Source organism: Neobacillus sp. BP17 (assembly GCF_059579525.1).
The window spans coordinates 5400477-5421827 of sequence record NZ_CM184198.1 but is presented as its reverse complement, the minus strand read 5'-3'; the positions used below and the strand labels follow the sequence as shown (position 1 = coordinate 5421827).

15 protein-coding genes, 1 pseudogene and 1 riboswitch are annotated in these 21351 nt (G+C 34.5%); of the genes and pseudogenes, 14 read left to right on the top strand and 2 right to left on the bottom strand.

What is annotated here, in order from left to right; translation table 11 throughout:
• The first annotated feature begins 10 nt into the window (after positions 1-10).
• The 4 genes from AC4QJR_RS26440 (at position 11) to AC4QJR_RS26425 (ending at position 5539) form a co-directional block, all read left to right on the top strand.
• Positions 11-2512: a beta-mannosidase gene (locus AC4QJR_RS26440; protein WP_496524749.1), complete on the top strand. Its 2502-nt coding sequence runs from the start codon at positions 11-13 to the stop codon at positions 2510-2512.
• A 12-nt stretch (positions 2513-2524) separates the two neighbouring features.
• Positions 2525-3529, top strand: coding sequence for a zinc-dependent alcohol dehydrogenase family protein (locus AC4QJR_RS26435; protein ID WP_496524748.1), 1005 nt, complete (start codon positions 2525-2527; stop codon positions 3527-3529).
• Between the two features lie 27 nt (positions 3530-3556).
• Positions 3557-4444 (top strand): ROK family protein, encoded by an 888-nt coding sequence (locus tag AC4QJR_RS26430; protein ID WP_496526751.1) that lies wholly within the window; start codon positions 3557-3559, stop codon positions 4442-4444.
• A gap of 851 nt (positions 4445-5295) precedes the next feature.
• A riboswitch (cyclic di-GMP riboswitch) is annotated at positions 5296-5380 on the top strand.
• A 48-nt stretch (positions 5381-5428) separates the two neighbouring features.
• Entirely contained in the window at positions 5429-5539 is a 111-nt protein-coding gene (locus tag AC4QJR_RS26425; protein WP_375374515.1) for a DUF3789 domain-containing protein, read from the top strand.
• Between the two features lie 502 nt (positions 5540-6041).
• Here the strand turns inward: AC4QJR_RS26425 and AC4QJR_RS26420 are convergent.
• Positions 6042-6300, bottom strand: a pseudogene (locus tag AC4QJR_RS26420) (LCP family glycopolymer transferase); the annotation flags it as partial.
• A 611-nt stretch (positions 6301-6911) separates the two neighbouring features.
• Here AC4QJR_RS26420 and AC4QJR_RS26415 point away from each other — a divergent pair.
• The 8 genes from AC4QJR_RS26415 to AC4QJR_RS26380 all read left to right on the top strand — a co-directional run bounded on the left by AC4QJR_RS26415 (position 6912) and on the right by AC4QJR_RS26380 (position 17423).
• Entirely contained in the window at positions 6912-7631 is a 720-nt protein-coding gene (locus tag AC4QJR_RS26415; RefSeq protein ID WP_496524747.1) for an IspD/TarI family cytidylyltransferase, read from the top strand.
• Entirely contained in the window at positions 7624-8652 is a 1029-nt protein-coding gene (locus AC4QJR_RS26410) for a ribitol-5-phosphate dehydrogenase (protein ID WP_496524746.1), read from the top strand. The genes AC4QJR_RS26415 and AC4QJR_RS26410 overlap by 8 nt, the downstream gene beginning before the upstream one ends.
• A gap of 26 nt (positions 8653-8678) precedes the next feature.
• The gene (locus AC4QJR_RS26405) at positions 8679-9845 is read left to right on the top strand and encodes a CDP-glycerol glycerophosphotransferase family protein (RefSeq protein WP_496524745.1); all 1167 of its coding nucleotides are present in this window, start codon (positions 8679-8681) and stop codon (positions 9843-9845) included.
• A gap of 108 nt (positions 9846-9953) precedes the next feature.
• Entirely contained in the window at positions 9954-11105 is a 1152-nt protein-coding gene (locus AC4QJR_RS26400) for a CDP-glycerol glycerophosphotransferase family protein (RefSeq protein ID WP_496524744.1), read from the top strand.
• Between the two features lie 160 nt (positions 11106-11265).
• The gene (locus AC4QJR_RS26395) at positions 11266-13536 is read left to right on the top strand and encodes a bifunctional glycosyltransferase/CDP-glycerol:glycerophosphate glycerophosphotransferase (RefSeq protein WP_496524743.1); all 2271 of its coding nucleotides are present in this window, start codon (positions 11266-11268) and stop codon (positions 13534-13536) included.
• A 15-nt stretch (positions 13537-13551) separates the two neighbouring features.
• On the top strand, positions 13552-14664 hold the full coding sequence (locus tag AC4QJR_RS26390) for a hypothetical protein (protein ID WP_496524742.1): 1113 nt from the start codon (positions 13552-13554) through the stop codon (positions 14662-14664).
• A 43-nt stretch (positions 14665-14707) separates the two neighbouring features.
• Entirely contained in the window at positions 14708-16726 is a 2019-nt protein-coding gene (locus tag AC4QJR_RS26385) for a DUF6270 domain-containing protein (protein WP_496524741.1), read from the top strand.
• A 424-nt stretch (positions 16727-17150) separates the two neighbouring features.
• Entirely contained in the window at positions 17151-17423 is a 273-nt protein-coding gene (locus AC4QJR_RS26380; RefSeq protein ID WP_496524740.1) for a hypothetical protein, read from the top strand.
• Positions 17424-17640: 217 nt separating this feature from the next.
• On the opposite strand, the gene AC4QJR_RS26375 is transcribed toward AC4QJR_RS26380, so the two are convergent.
• Positions 17641-18663 carry a phage baseplate protein gene (locus tag AC4QJR_RS26375; protein ID WP_496524739.1) on the bottom strand — a complete coding sequence of 341 codons (1023 nt, stop codon included), beginning with the start codon at positions 18661-18663 and terminating at the stop codon, positions 17641-17643.
• 334 nt (positions 18664-18997) lie between these two features.
• Here AC4QJR_RS26375 and tagH point away from each other — a divergent pair, with 334 nt between their 5' ends.
• On the top strand, positions 18998-20656 hold the full coding sequence (tagH, locus tag AC4QJR_RS26370; protein ID WP_496524738.1) for a teichoic acids export ABC transporter ATP-binding subunit TagH: 1659 nt from the start codon (positions 18998-19000) through the stop codon (positions 20654-20656).
• A 450-nt stretch (positions 20657-21106) separates the two neighbouring features.
• On the top strand, positions 21107-21274 hold the full coding sequence (locus tag AC4QJR_RS26365; protein WP_496524737.1) for a Mu transposase domain-containing protein: 168 nt from the start codon (positions 21107-21109) through the stop codon (positions 21272-21274).
• The last annotated feature ends 77 nt before the right edge of the window (positions 21275-21351 follow it).

Here is a 21351-nt window from a genome sequence, read left to right as displayed (position 1 = left end):
GAGAGACGAGATGAAGCTTAATCAGAATTGGAAAATACAGCACTTCGAAATGGGGGAAGTTCGTGACCTTGTGGTGGCGGACCCGGCGTATATCGATCATTTTTGGATGACAGCAAAGGTACCGGGCGATGTTCATTCCACATTGATTGAAAAAGGGTTGATTGACAACCCGTTCTTTGGACATAACGATTTGAAATCCAAATGGGTAGCAGAGAAGGTTTGGTGGTACCGCGGCGAATTCCAGTATGATAAAAAAATGCTTGATCAAAACGATCGTTTGGAATTAACATTTGAAGGCCTCGATACGTTTGCGACGGTGTATCTAAATGGGGTTGAGATTGCTTCGACGGAAAATATGTATATTTCCCATACCTTTGATGTGACGAGAGAAGTGGCCGATGGCCGGAATATACTCGCGGTAAAATTTGAGCCAGTTTCTCACGTATTGAAGGAAAAGGAAAAGAATTATTGGGCCGGATTCGGGAAAGACCGGATTTGGGCACGGAAGGCACAATCTCACTTTGGCTGGGATTGGGGTCCGCAAATCTTAACGATGGGAATTTGGAAAGACGTCCGCTTAGAGAGAAAACATGCAGCTAAGATAGAAAGTGTGTATGCAAAAACGGTTGAGATTACGGAGACTAGTGCGATTGTCGAGGTTGAGGTAGAAACGAAGTCTTATATTCGCGGTACGGAGTTAGCGGTTGAGGTCGTTTTCGGTAATGGTGAGATTGTGAAAACGGGAAAAATTGTTCGCAATCGAGTGGGATTGACGCTGGAGGTGGAGCAGCCAAAGCTTTGGTGGACACATGATTTAGGCACCCCTCATTTATATGATCTAACCGTGCGCTTGATTCATGGGCATGACCAGGTGGATGAGTACACCACAGAAATTGGGATTCGGACGATTGAGGTAATGCAAAAGGATGCAGACGGGAATGCTCGTTTTACGTTTGTGTTAAATGGGGTCGAGTTGTTTGCAAAAGGCGCCAACTGGATTCCGATTGATAGTTTCATAGGACCTGCACCTGATTCGAGATACAGCCAATTGCTGCTGCAATCGAAAGAAGCACACATGAATATGATTCGTGTTTGGGGCGGTGGAATCTATGAAAAAGAGGTTTTCTATCAAGAATGTAACCGCCTTGGACTTCTCGTTTGGCAGGATTTCATGTTTGCCTGTGCGTTATATCCAGATTACAACGCGAACTATATGGAAAATGTGCGGAAGGAAGTCACCTGGGCGATTAAGAAGCTTCGTAACCATCCGTCGGTGGCCATTTGGTGCGGGAACAATGAGAACGATTGGCTCTATGAGGTTGAGTCGGCAGCTGGTAGAATTAACACGCCTTTTTACGGGGAGAAAATTTATCACGAACTCATTCCAGAATTACTAGAAGAACTGGATACAAGCCGCCTTTATTGGCCGAGCTCACCATTTGGCGGAAATGATCATGATTCAGAGGCGGAAGGGGATCGTCATAACTGGCAGGTGTGGCATGGAAATGTGGAGCCGCGTCAATTCGGGGAGAACCTGGGCCAGGATTATAGTGTCGAAGGTGTTTCGTTTAAAAATTATAAAAAAGACTTCACGAAATTCAGTAGTGAATTCGGGATGCATGCATCCGCGAACCGCTATACACTGGAGAAAAATCTTCCGGAGGGAACGTTCTATTGGGGCAGTGATGAAATGTCCTATCGCAACAAGGATTACCATCACCAAAAAGGAATTATGCTGATGGAAGGATATACAGGCATTCCAACGAATATGGAGGAGTATATGAATTTCTCCATGCTGACGCAGGCAGAAGGGTTGAAATGCGGCATCGAGCATTACCGCCGGAATAAGCCGAATACAAGCGGAGCTTTGGTATGGCAATTGAATGATTGCTGGCCTGGGACAAGCTGGTCCATGATTGATTACTATCAGTTACCAAAGGCTTCATGGTATTATGCGAAGAAATTCTTCCATCCATTATTATTAACCATTGATCATGACGCTGGGCAGGATGTCAAGGTATGGGTCGTCAATGACAAGCTGGAAATCTATGAAGATACGCTAGAGTTAAAGATTGTCAGCTTTAGTGGTGAGGTTCTTTTCCAAACTACGGTGGAAGCGACGATACCGGGCAATGCTTCAAAAATGGTCGCTCGATTTACAGAGGACGAGCTTTTAGGTGGATATTCAGCGAATGAAGCGGTGATTTGCTTATCTTCGTTGAATGAAAAAGCACAGCGAAATGTTTACTATTTTAGAGATCATAAGGATCTAGTTTTACCAGAAAGTCCACTAGTCGTTGAGGTGGATACAAAGGAGCAAAAGGTAACGGTCCGTTCTAAAAGCATAGCGAGGATGGTGAAGTTTGAGATCCCAGCTGAGAAAGTTACCTTTAGTGAGAACTTTGTGGATTTGTTGCCTAATGAAACGATCACGATTGAAATTGGTCATTTAGAGAATCATCCCATTGATTTAAGTGAATTAAGAGTGACTGCTATTAATTCTGTAGAGTAGGTGGAGTGTAGGATGAAAGCTGCTGTATTAACGAATAAATTACAATTAAGTGTCAAAGAATTGTCTATTCCGGTTCCATTGGATCAGGAAGTGGTTGTCAAGGTAAAGGCCTGTGGCATTTGCGGAACGGACCAGCATATTTATCACGGACAGCCGGGTTCTGCTGAGGTACAATATCCGATTATACTTGGGCATGAATTAGCCGGGGAAGTGGTTCAGGTAGGCGCCAAGGTTCGCACACTCCAGGTGGGGGACCGCGTTTCGATAGATCCGAATATGTATTGCGGCGAGTGCGAGTATTGCCGCGGCGGCCGTCTACACCTGTGTAACCATTTGCAAGCTGTCGGCGTGACCCGTGATGGCGGAATGGGCGAATATTGTACCGTTCCAGCTGCCAATTGCTATATCCTTCCTGCAGAATTGACGTATGAAGAAGGGGCGATGATTGAGCCGCTTGGGTGTGTACTGCATGGTTTTCAGCAAATCCATATATGGCCTGGCGCTTCGGTGTTAGTGATTGGAGGAGGGTATATTGGCTTAATGATGCTGCAAATGGCGAAGATGTACGGCGGGTCGCCAATCGTTGTCAGTGAGCCAGATGTGTCAAAACATTCCTTAGCACTACAAATGGGTGCAGCTGAAACTGTTACGCCTGCGGATCTTGAGGCGTGTGGGGCTGGCAGGTTTGATATTGTGATAGAATGTGTGGGAAGAAAAGAGAGTATGACGCAGGCGGTGCAAATGGCGAAAAAAGGCGGGATGGTCTTGTTATTTGGTGTCTCTGCCCCTGAAACGAAAATCGAAGTGAGCCCTTTTGATATTTTTTCCAAAGAGTTGACGATTAAAGGGTCTTTTATTAACCCGCATACACATGATCAAGCAATCTCACTCGTACAGCAGGGCAAGATCCTCATTAAACCGCTGCTAAGCCACAGATTTGGCCTTGATGAGCTGCCAACGGTCATGAATGATTATCCGAACATGAACGTCATGAAGGGGATTATTGTTCATCATTAGTTTGAAAGGGAAAGGTAAGTGAATGCCATGCTAGTTGGTGGAATTGAAGCAGGTGGAACGAAGTTTGTTTGTGGGATTGGAACTGAAAAAGGAGAAATACTTGAACAGGTAACCATACCAACAACGGTGCCGGAAGAGACGATGCCGAAAGTGATTGAATTTTTTCAGGAGAAAAAAGTGGACGCCATTGGAATTGGTTCATTTGGCCCGATCGATGTCGATCGAGATAGCCCAACCTTTGGGTTCATTACCGAGACACCGAAGCTTCCGTGGAAAAATTACAACATAACCGGTGAAATTAAGAAGCATTTCGATGTGCCTGTTGGGTTTCATACCGATGTGACAGCTGCAGCCTTGGCGGAAAATACCTGGGGCGCGGCGCAAGGCTTGGATAGCTGTGTCTACATGACGGTTGGAACGGGGATTGGTGTAGGAGCGGTGATCGGCGGAAAGCTTCTTCTGGGAATCACTCATCCGGAAATGGGGCATATCCTTGTAAGGCGTCATCCTGATGATCAGTTTGAGGGTGTATGCCCGTACCATGGAGATTGTCTAGAAGGAATGGCAGCTGGACCAGCAATTGAAAAAAGATGGAATCAAGAAGGGAAGCTGCTCACAGAGCAAATGGAGGTATGGGAGCTAGAAGCCTATTATTTAGCACAGGCATTAATGAATTATATCTTAATCCTGTCCCCTAAGAAAATCATCGTTGGCGGAGGAGTTTCAAAACAAGAACAACTACTGCCGCTTGTTCGTGAGCGGGTGCTGGAGCTATTAAATGGATACGTTCCCGTTTCAGCCTTAACAAAGGGAGAAATCGACCAATACATTGTCCTGCCACATCTAGGGGATCAAGCCGGGCTAACCGGGGCGATTGCACTTGGTGTAACAGCGTATCAGGAAAAAATATCGTAACTGATCATCGTTCCTCATACCTAAGATGAAATATTTTTTGCATTCTAAATTCTCCCGTTTTGTGATAGATTTTTGAAAATCTATCATAAGGCGGGAGTCTTGATTTGGAATCTAGTACATTATATTTACTTTATTATATTGATATCTACATTATTAATGAATCATTTGAATAACTAATTTAATCCAACCGAAAAACGCAAACCATAATGGAACACTTAAAGACGTCCCCCACAATAATCCTAATAAAAGATTCCCTTGCTTGTCCATGAAATCCACTCCTATTGTTAGTTGTAGATAAATCAGGTAATGCACGGTTCAGTTTTTTAGTATATTTGTAAACGCTTTCAGTTTCTTTTTTTATATGATAACCAATTAAGGATGGGAATAAAGTAGAAATATGCAAATAATATACAAAATATTTTCGACAAATCTACTGATTAAATTTTTCATTCCAAGGTGGAGGGCTCAATCTATTATTTACTATTTTTCAATTAGAAGGAGAATGCCTCTCCTCAGTGAAAGATCTTACGTAGGATAAAATAGACGATTACCCATAAAGGAATGGATAAAAGAATCCCCCAAAGGCAGCCCCTGCCGAAATTTCTCCCATCTTCTTTCTCTGCCATGTGATCACTCCACTTCCGAAACAGGTTGCTTATCACTATTTAACCACGTATGGATGAACGGGTATCATTAAATCGTTCGATGAATAGTTACAAAATTCATGGCATTGTCGAACAGAATCAATAATGAAAGAGTTTGCAATTGCCAGATTATTAACATATAAATAGGTTAATTGCTCTATTTATTACTAGAAACAATTAGTATATTATCAATGAAAGCACATAGTTCGTACGAAAGGGCAAATCCATTGAAAAGTGGAGGCGCAAAACTAAAGGGGCTAAGGTTCTAAAACTATGCCAGCCAGCTGCCGAATATGATCACCTTACGACGGATTATGAATATACTCTGGGAGGTTATACTATGGTTATCTTTATTGCAGGCTTATTTGTTGGATCGTTCTCTATGCTTACAGTAATGAGTCTTATGGTTGCAGCTAAAAGAGGAGACCAACTACTTGAATCACAACGATAATTTGAAAGCGTTTTCTAAACAACCTCAACTTTTGGGGTTGTTTTTATTTTTCATAATAAGTTAATTACATATAATTAAACAAAACGGAAGGGGAGAACGGGGTTTAGAGACTATATATTGCAAGAGAGTAGCAATTAAGTGTTTGCTTGCTGCTGTCTTTGCTTATACATCGCCATTACTTGTTTTACTGTGGTATAAACTTCCTGTGTGGAATGGAAGATTACCCGAATTTCGGATACTATGGATTTAATATAAAGGGTTAAAAATAAGGGGAAATAGGACAGAGGAGAAATTAGTGAATGCTTCAAAAACTATGTGACTTTTTGGTAATGACTTATCAATTTCTATTAGTTCAAATTTTAGTTGGAAATAATTGTTAGATGAGTGCTAATTTTTAGAAGATGATAACCATGAAGAAGTATTATCCATTGATGAGTTAAATATTTTTGAACAGTTTTAACCATTGATTTTGAAAGGGGCTTTATGTGCCTTAAAATTGATTTCCTTCTTTAATGACCCCTTGAATAATTTGACGTTGTCGTGTTTGACGACCAAAGTCACCTCGAGGATCTTCATGCCTCATTCGAGAGAAGGCTAAAGCCTTTTTGCCATTTAGATTTAGCTCTCCCTTTTTAAAGTGGAAGCCCGCTTCGGTAAAGTCTAAATCATTCTGCACAGTAACTCCACCCACAGCCATTTACAATATCCTGAAAACCTTCCATATTCACTTTCATGTAATAATCGATTGGAATATCGAGGAAGAATCATCTTGTGGAGGGAGGAGTCTACTCAAATCGTCATTAAGAAAATATTGAGTACTTTTTCTATACCGCATAAAATCAGTTTCCTCAGCAGCATCCCAATGGTAACTCCATTAATACCATAGATTTAAGCATACCTTTTATTATTATCCAAAATCATGACTAAAGGTATACCAATAATAGAAAGTTGGTGTAACAAAAAGTATCAGCCTATAAGGGTAATAAAATTCCCTCAAGACTTTCCAAAACACGAATGATATATATAAAATAATTAATATTTTTTACACGTATGAACTATAAATATTATTCTTCAGATAAAATGTATAAATTCTGGTATAATATTTAAATAAACTTTACAAATTCAACATTTATCGACAACAATCTTAATATTATTGACTTTCTTATTTAAATAAATCTTTCTGTATTTTTTACCAAATTATTTCCAAATTCATAAAAGCACTAGAAAAGAGAGTGGAAATATAGTTTAATAATACAGTTGCCATGTAATGTGATAAAAGTACTATGCACTTAACATAAATTGACAAATACATTTTATATAAAATAAATGAGAAAATAAAAAGAGAAAATATATTAATAAGGGATGGGATATTATGATATACGCTGAAATACTTGCTGGTGGAAAGGGAACACGGATGGGGAACGTCAACATGCCTAAGCAATTTCTCACCTTAAATAATAAGCCAATTTTAATTCATACACTTGAAAAGTTTATTTTAAATCCTGATTTTGAAAAAATTATTGTAGTTACACCAAGAGAATGGATTAATTACTCACAAGATATTATAAGCAAATTTATCGGTGGAAATGAACGTTTGATTGTAGTTGAAGGTGGTCGCGATAGAAACGAGTCGATTATGAATGGGATTCGTTATATTGAGAGTACCTTTGGTGTGTTTGAAGATGATTATATTGTGACACATGACTCTGTGCGCCCTTTTCTGTCACATAGAATTATTAAAGAAAATATTGAGCAGGTAAAGAAATATAAAGCTGTTGATACTGTTATAGAAGCAATTGATACCATCATTGAATCAGAAGATGGTGATACAATTTCTAATATTCCAAAGAGGGATATTATGTACCAAGGCCAGACACCTCAAAGTTTTCATATTAATACGCTTGTTAACTATTACAAGCAATTAACGAATGAACAAAAGGAAATACTGACAGACGCATGTAAGATATGCTCGATATATGGTGAGAAGGTTAAAATTGTTAAAGGTGAAGTTTTTAATATTAAGGTAACAACTCCATATGATTTAAAGGTTGCTAATGCTATTTTACGTGAAGGGATCGCTAGTAATGATTAATCAAGTTTATAGATTAGTTTCTGCTCGTAAATTTGAAATCACCTATAAGGATCGCACTGTCAATAAATCTGATCGTGTAGTTGTACGACCTACACATTTATCTATTTGTGCTGCAGACCAACGCTATTATACAGGATCTCGCGGAAAAGATGCTTTGGCAGTAAAATTGCCGATGGCATTGATTCATGAAGGAATCGGTGATATTGTCTATGATCCTAAAGGAGAGTATAAACCTGGAACTAGAGTAGTTATGGTGCCGAATACACCAGTTGAAACGGATGAATTCGTTGCAGAAAACTATCTCCGTTCTAGTAAGTTTCGTTCAAGTGGTTTTGACGGTTTTATGCAGGATTACGTATTTTTAAAGAGAGATAGATTCGTAGTTTTACCTGAGCATATTAATGTACATGTAGCTGCTTTCACAGAGCTCATCACGATTGCGATGCATGCAATGACAAGATTTGAAGCAAAGGCTCATGGCCGTCGTCAATCCTTTGGTGTATGGGGCGACGGGAATTTGGGTTATATTACTGCTTTAATTTTGAAAAAGAAATATAAAGACTGTAAAGTAATCGTCGTAGGGAAAACACAATTTAAATTAGATAACTTTTCATTTGCGGATGAAGTTTATAATATTAATGAAATTCCTAAAGATGTAAAGTTCGACCATGCTTTTGAATGTGTGGGCGGAAAAGGAAGTCAATATGCGATTAACCAAATTATTGACCATATTATACCAGAAGGTTCCATTTCTATTTTAGGAGTTTCTGAATATCCAGTAGAGATTAATACTAGAATGATATTAGAAAAAGGCATTACCGTTATTGGCAGCAGCCGAAGTGGAACAGTTGATTTTCAAAACACAGTGGATTTCCTTGCAAGCAACCAAGATGTAGTTGATTATTTAGAAACACTCATCGGTTCTATTAATGAAATAAAGCAAATCCAGGATATTGTTGATGCGTTCGAGAAAGACCTAACAACGTCATGGGGTAAAACAGTTTTGGAATGGAAAATATAATCCCTTTTAGGAAGGGTAGTTTATTTATGAAAATACCTTTGAATTTAATACCAACAATTCTAACTAAAATATTTGTTAGAATTATATATAATTTTTTTTGCCTGGTATTTCCTGTGAAGAAAAAGAAAGTTACGTTTGCCTCGTATCGTACAGAAAGTATTCAAGGGAATTTATTATATTTGCATAATGAATTAAATCGCCAATATCCTGATTATTCATTAATATGCTTGTTTAAGAAGTTTAACTCATCAAAATCTGGTAGGATATCATATTTATTTCATATGCTTGTTGCAACATATCATTTGGCGACCTCAAGTTGTTTTTTTATAGATGATTATTATTTTCCCGTCTACTTAATTAAACCAAGGAAAGATACAAAAATAGTTCAAGCTTGGCATGCAGCAGGAGCATTTAAGAAATTTGGATATAGCACTGTAGGAAAAAAGTTTGGACCGTCATTAAATTATTTGAAGCAAATTAACATCCACTCAAATTATTCTAATGTAATCGTAAGTTCAAACGAAATTGCACCGTTTTATTCCGAAGCGTTTAACATGCCGTTAAATAAGATATTACCTTTAGGATTACCTAGAAGCGACTTCTTTTTTAATCCAAAAAACCATGTAGTTGTTAAAGATAAATTCTACAATGATTTTCCAGAAATAAAAGGTAAAAAAATAATTTTATATGCCCCAACATATCGAGGGAAAAGTCATAATCAAAACAAAATAGACTTAAAAATAAACTTTAAGTTATTAAAAGGGTTACTTTCTAATGAATATATTATTATTGTCCATCTTCACCCATATATTACTGAATGTTTGCATATAGATGAGGACATTGCTGATTTTGTTTATTATATTGAAAGTAAATATATGATTGACGAATTGTTATTATTAGCTGATATGTTAATAACAGATTATTCATCTATTATCTTTGATTTTAGTTTATTAAGACGTCCAATTGCATTTCTTGCTGAAGATTTAGCTGATTATACAAAAGAACGGGACTTTTATTATGATTATAAAAGTTTTGTCCCAGGTCCAATATTTGAAAATACGCAGGAACTTGGAGATTGGATTATAAAGGGTACATTTGATATTGGTAAAGTAAGTTATTTTAAAGATAGATTTCTTAATAATTGTGATGGAAATGTTAGTAAGAGAGTTGTAGAAGTATTATTCAAGGAATAGATGGGATGGAAAAAATAATTTCATAAATTTATTTAGTTTTTATTTGGGAGAAAGTAAACAATAAAATCTATTTTCTTTTAAATAACGGTTATTTAGGAGTATTATAAAATGGTTTCTCTAAATAGTAATACTTATATATACAGATTAATTCGGTCAAAAGTCTTTCGGTTACTGTATAAATTATTTTGTTTATTACCTATAAAACAAAATAAAATATTATTTGCGTCTGATAGTAACTCTGAAATTAAAGGGAATTTTAAATATATAATTGAAGAAATGAAGTCACAGGACTTAAAGCTAAAATATAAATTTTTGCTTAAAAAAAGTATTAATACAAAAAAAACGTTTAAAGAAATTGTTTTATTAGCTTATGACATTGCAACGGCAAGATATATAGTTTTAGATGATTTTTATCCAATGATTTATCCCTTGAAGATTCGAACTGGTGCAGATTTAATCCAGGTTTGGCATGCAGTAGGAGCTTTTAAGAAATTTGGTTATAGTCGAGTAGGACTTCCTGGAGGTCCGTCTCTAGATTCCTTAAACCATAAAAATTATACAAAGGTAATTGTTAGTTCTAAAAATGTTGCAAAGCATTATGCAGAAGGATTCGGCATTACGGAAGATAAAATCTATCCTCTGGGCGTTCCAAGGACTGATATATTTTTTTCAAAGGATTATAAAGTAGAAAAGGAAAAGGTGTTATATGGTAAATACCCATTTCTAAAATCAAAAAAGGTTATTCTTTTTGCCCCAACTTTTAGGGGAAACGGTCAAAGCACTGCCTATTATCCTTTAAAGGGATTAAATGTAGAACTTTTATACGAACAATTGAAAGATGATTATGTATTTTTATTTAAACTACACCCATTTATAAAAAATAGAGATCTCTTTCCAAAAGAATACGGTGATTTTTTTTATGATTTCTTTGATTATGAAGAAGTAAATGACTTGTTACTTGTAACAGATATTTTGATTACTGATTATTCTTCCATATGTTTTGAGTTTGCGTTATTAAATAAACCAATGTTATTCTATGCTTTTGATTTAGAGGAATATACGGTGCAAAGAGATTTTTACGATGACTACATTTCTTTTGTTCCGGGAAGTATCGTCAAATCATCTAAAGAATTAGTAGATAAGATTCTATTTGAGGAATTTTCAATGGAGAAGATTCATAGTTTTGTTCAATTTTACTTTGATCATATGGATGGGAATTCAAGTAAAAGATTTGTCCAAGAACTAATAAATAAAAGATAAGGATATCTTTTATTTAAATGGTTCATGAAACTCCTATAAGTTTTATGATGAATATCAAATAGAATATTTTTTCACCCTTTGTTTCTATAAAGCATCGTCTTTGGAAAAGAAAGTGAGAAAGATGTTATTAACGATATTCAAATAAGAAAGGCTGAATTAAATGACTGAAAGCAAAAGAAAAGTATCTGTAATCATTCCACTTTATAATGTTGAAGAACTAATTGAAGAAACGATCAATGGATTATTATCTCAAACTTTGAAAGAAGTAGAGTTTATTTTAGTTGATGATGGTTCTTCAGATGGAACATTTGATTTAGCAGTAAATTTAACAAATACAAATCCAAAATTTAAGGTTGTTCATCAGGAAAATGGAGGACCTGCTTCTGCACGAAATCACGGTTTGCGTATGGCAAAGGGTGATTTTATTTGCTTTGTTGATGCAGATGATATATTACCCGATGATGCACTAGAAGTGATGTATAAGGCTGCAATTGAAAATGATGCAGACTTGGTTACAGGTGGATCGGTACGGTTCAATAGTAAAGGGAAATGGTTTATTAAAGCGCACGTTGATAAAGGATTAATGAATCCAGGTCAAAAGCATATATCAGGTAATTCGGAACTTTTTTACTCGATTGGACCATGTGCTAAACTCTATAAACAAGAATTAATCAAAGACATCTATTTTCCTGATCACATTCGCTTTGCGGAGGATCAGCCATTTGTCTTGCATGCTTACTTAAATGCAAAGAAGATCTATACAGTTGATTCGATAGTTTACCATTATAGATTGCGAGAAGGAGATAATAAATCCCTAACGCAGAGTATCCAAAAAGATCCTGTTGAAATACTGAATTATGTTTTGGAAATGCTAATCATTAATGACAAAAATTTTATGAGCATTCCAAATCATAATAAATTAAAGGCAAATTATTATGAACGAGTAATGACTCATGAAATATGGCCAGCAGTTAGGGAAGCTGTTAAATCAAAAAGGACAGAAACACAAGTTTCAGCTTTTAAAAATCTAACTAATTGGCTAAACTCCCTTGAAGACCCTTTATTTAATGCGGTTCCAGCAATTAGGTATTTTCTAATAAGGGGAATTATCGAACACTCCAGGTTTTTAACTTGGAGGTCATATCGCTCATTCATTAAACTACTTGAAACAGTAATGGATAAAATGAGTGAAAAAGTTGCAAATGCTTACGAGAACAATCATCAAACTTTTTTTGAAATCGCAAAAGTAGCGGTTAGTAAAAAGAGTGGTTTACCGATCTATAAATATACTAAGAAAAAAGAATTCCATAAGACCTTTAATTCTCGTAGAATGGAAGCTATTTTTCTTAAAAGAATCGTCTATAACTTTTCAAAATTAGTACCTTTGAATAAAAAGAAAGTAGTGTTTGCAACAAATAAGACTGAGAAATTAGAAGGCAATTTGAAGAGTATCTATAATGATTTGTTTTACAATAACAAAGATTGGAAAATGCAAGTCTATTTAAAAGAAGACCGTACGTTTATAGAAAAATGCAAACAATACTATCATTTAGGAAATGCAAAAATTATTCTTCTTGATGATTATTATAATCAGTTATACCATTTGAAAATTAGAAAAGGAACAGAGGTTATTCAAACCTGGCATGCTTGTGGAGCGTTTAAAAAATTCGGATTAAGTGCTCAAGGATATAGGGATTCCAATTCTTTATACTTTGAGAAGGGTGCTCATACTATGTACACAAAGGTAATAACAAGTTCAGAAAAAATTGCCCCTCATTATGCGGAGGCATTTAATAAAAAATTAGACCAAGTTTTGCCTATAGGAGTCCCCAGAACTGATATGTTTTTTGATAAAGATTGTATTGAATATACTAAAAGAGATTATCTACATCGATATCCGGAATTACAGAACAAGAAAATCATATTATATGCCCCAACATTTAGAGGTACAGCTAGAGAACGAGTTAAGTTTGAATTGGAAATGGATTTAGAAAAAATGAATAAGTCATTGTCCGATGAATATGTTTTGATTTTAAAACTACATCCATCTGTCCAAGAAGGTATCGAGATTCCGGACCATTTATCTAACTTTGTGTTAAATTTATCTAGTGTTGGCGACATCAATCAGTTGTTGTTAATTACGGACTTACTAATAACAGACTATTCTTCTGTTATTTTCGAGTATAGTTTATTAAAAAGACCAATGATATTTTTTGCATACGATTTAGAATACTATCTTTCAGAAAGAGGATTCTATTACGAATACAAGGATTTAGTCCCTGGTCCAATAGTCTCATCAACGAGCGATATAATTAATCATATTAAAAATGGAAAATTTCCGAGAAATAAAATTAATACCTTCGTAAATAACTTTTTTGATAACCAAGATGGGTTAGCAACTGAAAGGTTTACAAAGACTTTTTTAAACTAAGTGAGGAGACGAAAAATGGTCACAAATAAAAACCCTATGGTAACAATCGTACTATTTGGCGGTTCTGCTTCACAAAAAATTGAAATGATTGAAAAAATTACAAACTTATGTCCTCCAATTGGTGAATATGATTTAATACTTATCACGAACAAAAAAGACAATACATTAGATGAAGTGACCGCTAGGAGCAACTTTCCGATTAAATTCATAAGTATGAATAAGGGAGCAAATTCTGTTAATTTGATAAGCTCAAAAGTCTTAAAGTTGTGTAATACAGATTACTTTATTTTCCAAAATGTCAATGAAGTCCTTTTTAATATTAACAAGGTTATCGAGAAAATTAAAAAAAATGAGGCAGGGAGCAAAGGCGTAGTAGCATTTACAACTCCTGTTAAAAGCAAAGATGTGTATGTTATAGAAGACGCTCCTTTATTGTTTACCAGTAAAGACATCAGTAATATAGCTTTTTCACGGTCTCTATTACAAGATTCTATTGGATTTTCGGATCGATATGAATGGAAGGTTAACACTCTAATAAATTCCCGCTATGTCTCTATTAATCCTGTGAAAATGGAAGAGGTAGACAAAGAAAATATATCATTGTATTTGCAAAATTTTAACAGTCAACTTAAGAAGTTTTCTAATTTGTTAAGTAAAACAAATATAAATAAATATATAAAAAAATCATTGGTTAAAAACCATTACGAGCTGATTGTATCGAGCCAGATAGGCATAATGTATAAAAATATTATGAAAGATAAAAATAGCAGTAAACAAGTAGAATTTCTAAAGCAATTTGAAAATATGTTGAAAGAAATTGATTTGAGAATTTTAAGCCAAATACCAGCTATTCGATACTATTTTATTAGATGGTCTATAGATAACTATAATTTGTTTAGTTATAGGGCTAAACGACAACACATCAAGATAGTAAAGTATATTGTTAATCATATACATTTTGATTCACACCAAATTTATATAGAAAAGCATAATAAAATGTACCCAGCCGCTATTAGAGCTGCCAAATTCAACTCAATTATTCCTATCTATCAATATTTAATTAAAAGGAAAATAAAAAAAGTACAAACAAATAATAGATCAACCATAAAAGTAGAAATCATAAAATAAAGTTGAATATTAGCTATCCCTAATTATTAGGAGATGAAAAAATTTGATCACGTTAAACCATATTATAGTTGACCTTAGAGAAGAACGTATACGATTCAAAGGCCAATCAAATGAAAAGATTAAATCATTATTATTTTATTATCAGCAAATAAAAGAGTACAAACATCCCAAAATTACTATAGAAGTACCTGTGAGAATGCTAGGGGGATATTTTCAAGGGGAGATTTCCCTTGTCGAGTTATATAAGAAAATGTTGCCCGATGCTTCAACAACTTGGAATATATTAGCGAAGGGTAAATCTAACACATTTGAAATTAATACTGATACTGCGTTAATCCAACAACTAGGAACAGTAGATGTATTACCTATGTTGACACTTTCTCTCGGAATGGCAGCAACTGCGCAGCTAAAATTGAACTTTGTACCTATTAGAGCAAAAATTGAAACTTTTAATACACAAGATAAACTTTCAATAATTTCAGGTCTTATAGAATCAAATGTTGGTCAATTAGACGGTCATGAAATTAGTTTGCAGGCAAAAAGAAGACCAAATTCTACACTATATAACTTTCATGAAGAGAAATATGATTTCCCAATTAAGAATCTGAATAATAAAAACAAATTTGAATTTGAACTAAATTGGGAAAAATTACCGCAAACGTTTTATACTGACGATACCAATGTTTGTGATTTTGTTATAAAGATTACGAATGAATATGGTCATGAAGTTACTTCTTTTATAGACCTGCCCCAACAGTTCACCAAGGAAATGATCGAAAAACAAATTCATCTATCAAAAAGTGCTTATATAGTTAAACCGTATATTACGGGTTCAAGACGTTTATCTTTTTTCGCAATTAGAAATAATAAAAACCAAGTAGAGTTAGTTTCTTTCTTAGAAAATGATACACATTTCTATTTAGAGTTATTCTATAAAAAGGAATTTGTTAAGAATGAGGATTTAAAGCTTGTTTTAAAACGTAAAGATAAAAAGGGTATTACGTTTGAATATTTAGTTGAAATGGGTTGGAACAATGTAAAAGACATGATAATTGAAATCCCTAAAATTTCTTTCTTGTCTATACCTGGAATTATACATGCAGGAAGTTGGGATTTTTTCTTACGGGTAGATGAGGCAGATTATTACATCACTGTTCCTGATTCAATCACCTTAAACTCTGAATATATATATGTGCAGGATCAAAATTTCAAAGCTAAGGTTTTTAAGTCTCCAGCTAAGATATTATCTTGTTATACAATATTATCCGATAAAACATCACCAAATGCGATTAATATAGCTGTAATGGGTACATGCTTTAGTCGTAATATGTTTAATTCTGGACTTTATTTTAACCCAGGCTATAAACAAGTTCTAAATTGTGCATTCACCCAATTTCATTCCTCTATAATTAGCGTCATGACAGAACCTTTTAAGTTTAACTTAGATCAGTACACGGATATGTCTTCAAGTGAAAAGAATTTTGTTAAAGAGGATTTTTCTAAAACCTTTTTTGAAAACCTTAAAGCTTCAAATGCAGAATATTTTTTAATTGATTTATATCCTGATGTGATTCGACCTGTTATTTGGGTTTCAGAAAAATCAGCTGTTACTTTATCGTATGTGGTCGAAGATAGTGAACTTTTAAATGACCTACCAGTTAAAAGAATTATTGATCATATTGACAATGTCGCATACTTTAACGAATGGAAGAATTATGCTGATGCGTTCATTCAAAAATTATCAGAAATTATACCACCTGAACGTATCATAATTAATAAAGGCCGATTTACGACCTCATACTATGATAAAGGACATAATAAGACAGAATTTCCTAATAAGATGATGATTGAGCGTAATAATTACTTCTGGGATAAATTAGACAATTATTTTCAATCTAAGTTACCTAATGCCCAGTTATTAGACATTCGTCATATGCCGTATATGGGAGATATTAATTATCCATACGGGAATTCATTTTCACATTATGAATCTACTTACTACAAAGAACTTTTTAAAGAGTTATCTTTTATCATTTTAAAAGAAAGACTTAATCGACTATAGTAGATGTCAGTATATATTAGTGCTATCCAAATTTGGATAGTACTTTTTGTTATAAAAAAAGGAGAAATAAAAAAATAATACAATCTTCTACACTTTTTACTTAAAATTACAGAAAATGATAAGGTATTATCGTTTTACACATTGTTTACTGAAAAAAACACGTATAATCAATCATTTAGTGTCGGTTTATATCGTATTTTTCCTTTTGTATCCTTTCTACTTAAATGTTACATTTAAAATATAAGAAAACAATCTAATGCTTGATTACAAACTGTTTATTTATATGCCTTTTATTCTAATTATGTTCTTCTTCGAATTATCATCTGGACTCATTAGGTCTTTTATATGTATTTTTTTGGGAGTTTTAATGTGTTCTATTGATTAAAAGAATTTCATTAAAAACGTATTTTAAAGGAGATTATAAATGAGGATAAAAGTAGTTAAATCAATAACAGATATTAATGGTAATAAAACTCCTTTGGATATGATAGGTAAAGAATTCGATGTAATCAAGGAAGAAGAAGGGGGAGTATGGGTAACTAAGGACAAATTAGATAAATTTTTGTATTTTGAAGAATTAGAAATCCTTGAGTTAGATGATAAGTTATCCAACATTCTCTTTCACTATCTAAGGAATACAACTAGGAATAAATTTTACGAAGAACTCGAAAGATCAGGCTGCACTCACTTACTTTGATATAATTAGTAATTGGCTTATAGAATTCTGCGAATTTGGAATGTTCCTAATAAATAAAAGGGTTATTTAAGCTAAAAGGTGGGTACTGAAAAATGTACTCACCCTTTTTAATATTTAATATTAATTTATTGTGTTATAAAAATCTTATAGGTAATAGTCTTAAAAGTAAAAACCTTTTATTTTTCATGCTTGGTTATGATAGCTTTTACAAAGATATTTATTTAAGCGAACGGAATGCATAAATTCTATTTATAAAAGCTTCTTCCCCTGCTTCCCCAGTTACAATACCAACTAATAACATCTTCTCCCCTGTAATAGGGTTGGTGTACATAAAAATGCCTTCTGGCTCACGGTAAATATTCTTATAAAAGGCTGAATCCCATCCCGAAGTCACATTCTTTTGAACGATAATTTGACCTGTCTTAATATCAAACACAGAAACAAAATCCTTGTAATTCCTTTCGTTCGTATCCCCTGTACGCCAATATAAATAGTTTCCGTCTAGTGATAGTCCTTGTAAAAGAAATAGATATTCTGGAATTTCTATTGTTGTAACTTTGCGATTTGAATGATTAATAATATCATCCAAGTCGTAAATATCAACCCATTGCGTTTGCTTAACGCTATCTCTTTGACGAACGGCTAGCCTTCTATTTTTGCTATCAATAGTAGGTGAAACCTGAACGGATGGTCTAGTATCTATTAGATTAGAATAATTTTCAATCCCACGAGAGGATGGTGTATAGGTCGCACCTGCTTTATATTTGAAACGGACAAGGTCATGCCCTATTGTGGTATTATTCCCATTCACACGTTCATAGGAACTCCAAATATATACTGTATCATCATTGGTAACCTCCACGCCTATATTCGTCCCATGACCCCCATACTTTAACGTCATACTATCAAGCATTCGCCCATCCAATGTGCAACGGGTAATAACAAATGATTCCGCAACATTGTCAGTTTGTCCGCTTTTCACTTGTGAAACGAACATTTGCTGGTGGACTTCATCAACTGCTAAGGATTGCATCAAAGTCTTATCTGTAAGTTCGACTGTTGCCATCTGGCGTGCTGTTAAGTTCTCAAATTGAAATCGTTTCACTTTCTTGCTTTCTTGTGAATTTCCTCCAATAATAATGAATCCAATCGCTGTAATTAATATTAAACTAAATAATGTCCGCTTTTTTTGTATTTTCCTCTTTCCTTGCATAAAATCATACCGTTTAAATTCAGTCATTTTATCGTACCTTCTATCTATTCACCCTGTCTATTGTGACTAATAATATTCAAAGCTAGAAAATATCGTAATTTACTATAAATTGTTTACCTAAAAAAAACAATCTATTTAAGTATAATAGGTTAATAGTCTTAGAAGAGACATTATGAAATATTTATTCAGTTCTTTTAATATATCCAATAATTTAGTAATTAACAATTTAATATCTTCATTTTTTTTATGTTATTATAGGTTTAAAGCTTTTAAAACAATATTTTTACGATTATTGTTCTTTTTGAAAAACTTTGAAAGCGAATTAAATCTAATTAAGAGATTTTGTTAATAAGGAGAAAACATGACTAATCCAGTTGTTTTTAATAATGTTACCAAGAAATATAAAATGTATAAAAAGACATCTGAGAAATTATTAGACTTGGTCTTACCAAATGGTTATGGCAAAGATTTTTATGCGATACAAAATATTAGTTTTGAAGCTGAAAAGGGAGATATCATTGGAATTATTGGAGTAAACGGTGCGGGTAAATCAACTATGTCCAATTTAATCTCAGGAGTTATTCCACCAAGTTCAGGATCGATTGAAATAGATGGAAGTGCAGCGCTCATTTCAATTAGTGCAGGACTTAATAATCAATTAACAGGAAGAGAAAACATTGAGTTAAAATGCTTAATGCTTGGTTTTTCAAAGAAAGAGATCCAAGCATTAATGCCGGAGATTATTGACTTTGCGGATATTGGAGTGTTTATAGATCAGCCTGTTAAAAAATACTCTAGTGGGATGAAGTCTCGATTAGGTTTTGCTATTTCTGTTAACATTGATCCAGATATTTTGGTTATTGATGAGGCTTTATCTGTTGGGGATAAAACATTTTACCAAAAATGCATAGATAAAATGAATAGTTTTAAGGAGAAGGGGAAGACCATATTCTTTATCAGTCACTCTATAGGGCAGATTAAGGAATTCTGTCAAAAAGCGCTTTGGCTTGAGGCAGGTGGAGTAAGAGCTTACGGATCAGTAAAGGACGTCGTTCCTCATTACGAGCAATTCATAAAAGACTTGAATAAGATGTCAAATGAGGAAAGGAAACAGTTTAATCAGAGTGTTTTGGAAAAAAGAAGCACTAAACAGGAGGTTCATGAAAACAGCACTGCAAAAAATGAGACTTCGGAAGACAACACGATTGCACTAAGAAGGAACCATTCAAGGAAAATGACCAATCATAAGAGAGCAAAAGTATTGAATTCCCTGGTGGTGTTAATGTTTATTATCGGTGCTACCTTCACTTACTTAAAATGGAATCATGTCATTACCTATTTCCAAGCTGATAATAAAGATCAGGTCTTGAATGTAGAGAATAACAATAAATCTAAAGCTGAACAATCTAAGCAAGTGAAAGAAACTGCAGTGGCAGACTCAAAGGATAGTCGGTATGTTCAGGTGGTTGATGGGTTCGTAAGGGACATGCCTGACTTAGCTGCTAGTAAAAAAATAACGACAGTTAACTTTGGTGACCTCATTACCGTTGAACAAATTGAAAAAGATCCTGTCGAGGATTTTAATTGGTTGAAATTCACTTTAGCTACGGGACAAGAATGCTGGATTAGTGAGATATTAGTAAGCAAACTGGATTCACAAGTGGATGAGGATAGTTTTGTTTCATCATTAGGAAATGTAGTCCAGGTAGGACAGTTCGCAGAATACTTAACGTATTTTGGGAAGCCAGAGAAGGATATTGAAACATCAGGAAATAGTGATTCAGTAGATATGACTTTTAATACTAATGGTAAGGTTAAAGAAATTAGCGTGGATATTAACGATTTAACTAGAGAGCAAATTATTGAAGAGTTAGGGGAACCCATTCTTCGCCAAGAAGAAGAAAAAGCTTATTTGTATCACGGAAAAACATACGACTTTATTTTTTACTCGACCAATGAATTTTCTTCTTCATTTAATAAAATGACTGTAAAACGTGTACCGGGCGATGATAACATATAATGGTGTCAGGCACTTTGAGCATCCACTGTAAAAGGGATTTTCCCTTGCAGTGAGTGCTTTTTTTATTAATCCTGGTGCCTGTCACCGGCCCGTGTCACCGGCCCGAAATATGCTAAGGTTTGTAGAATTAGAGAATTCAGAGAAGTAAACTTCTAGCATGAACCTGTGCAGCTATAGATTACACCGACACGTGCTTCACAGTCAGACACGCGCAGAAACAATCTTTATTCAAAAATTATTTAAGGATTTAAGTTTAATAGTGAGTGAGCAAAATACCTTAAAAACAATACAGACTAACAACTCACCTGATAATGCGGGAGAAATAAAAGGAGTAATTTCATCCCTTTACTGAGAGCTGGTTTGAAGCTTGTAATTTTTTTTTCGTGCAAGGTTAATAAAACTTCCCTTATTACTGTGGAAACCAATCGTTATTTTGTACCCTGCAGTTAAATGGTTCAATCTATATGGGCAAAGATTTTTGTCGACCGAGTAATCGTAGTGGCTCAAAACCAAGTGATCGCAGAACACATGCGGTCCTATGAACGCAATCAGATGATTACCCTCACCCTGACGGTAGAGGCTACAGATAAGGAGCGCTTGCAATACTCTTCAAAATGAAAGAGGCTAAAAAACAGTCACCCATATTAGGCAACTGTTGAATTAAAGATTGAATATGCGATGTTCTTCAATTTGCT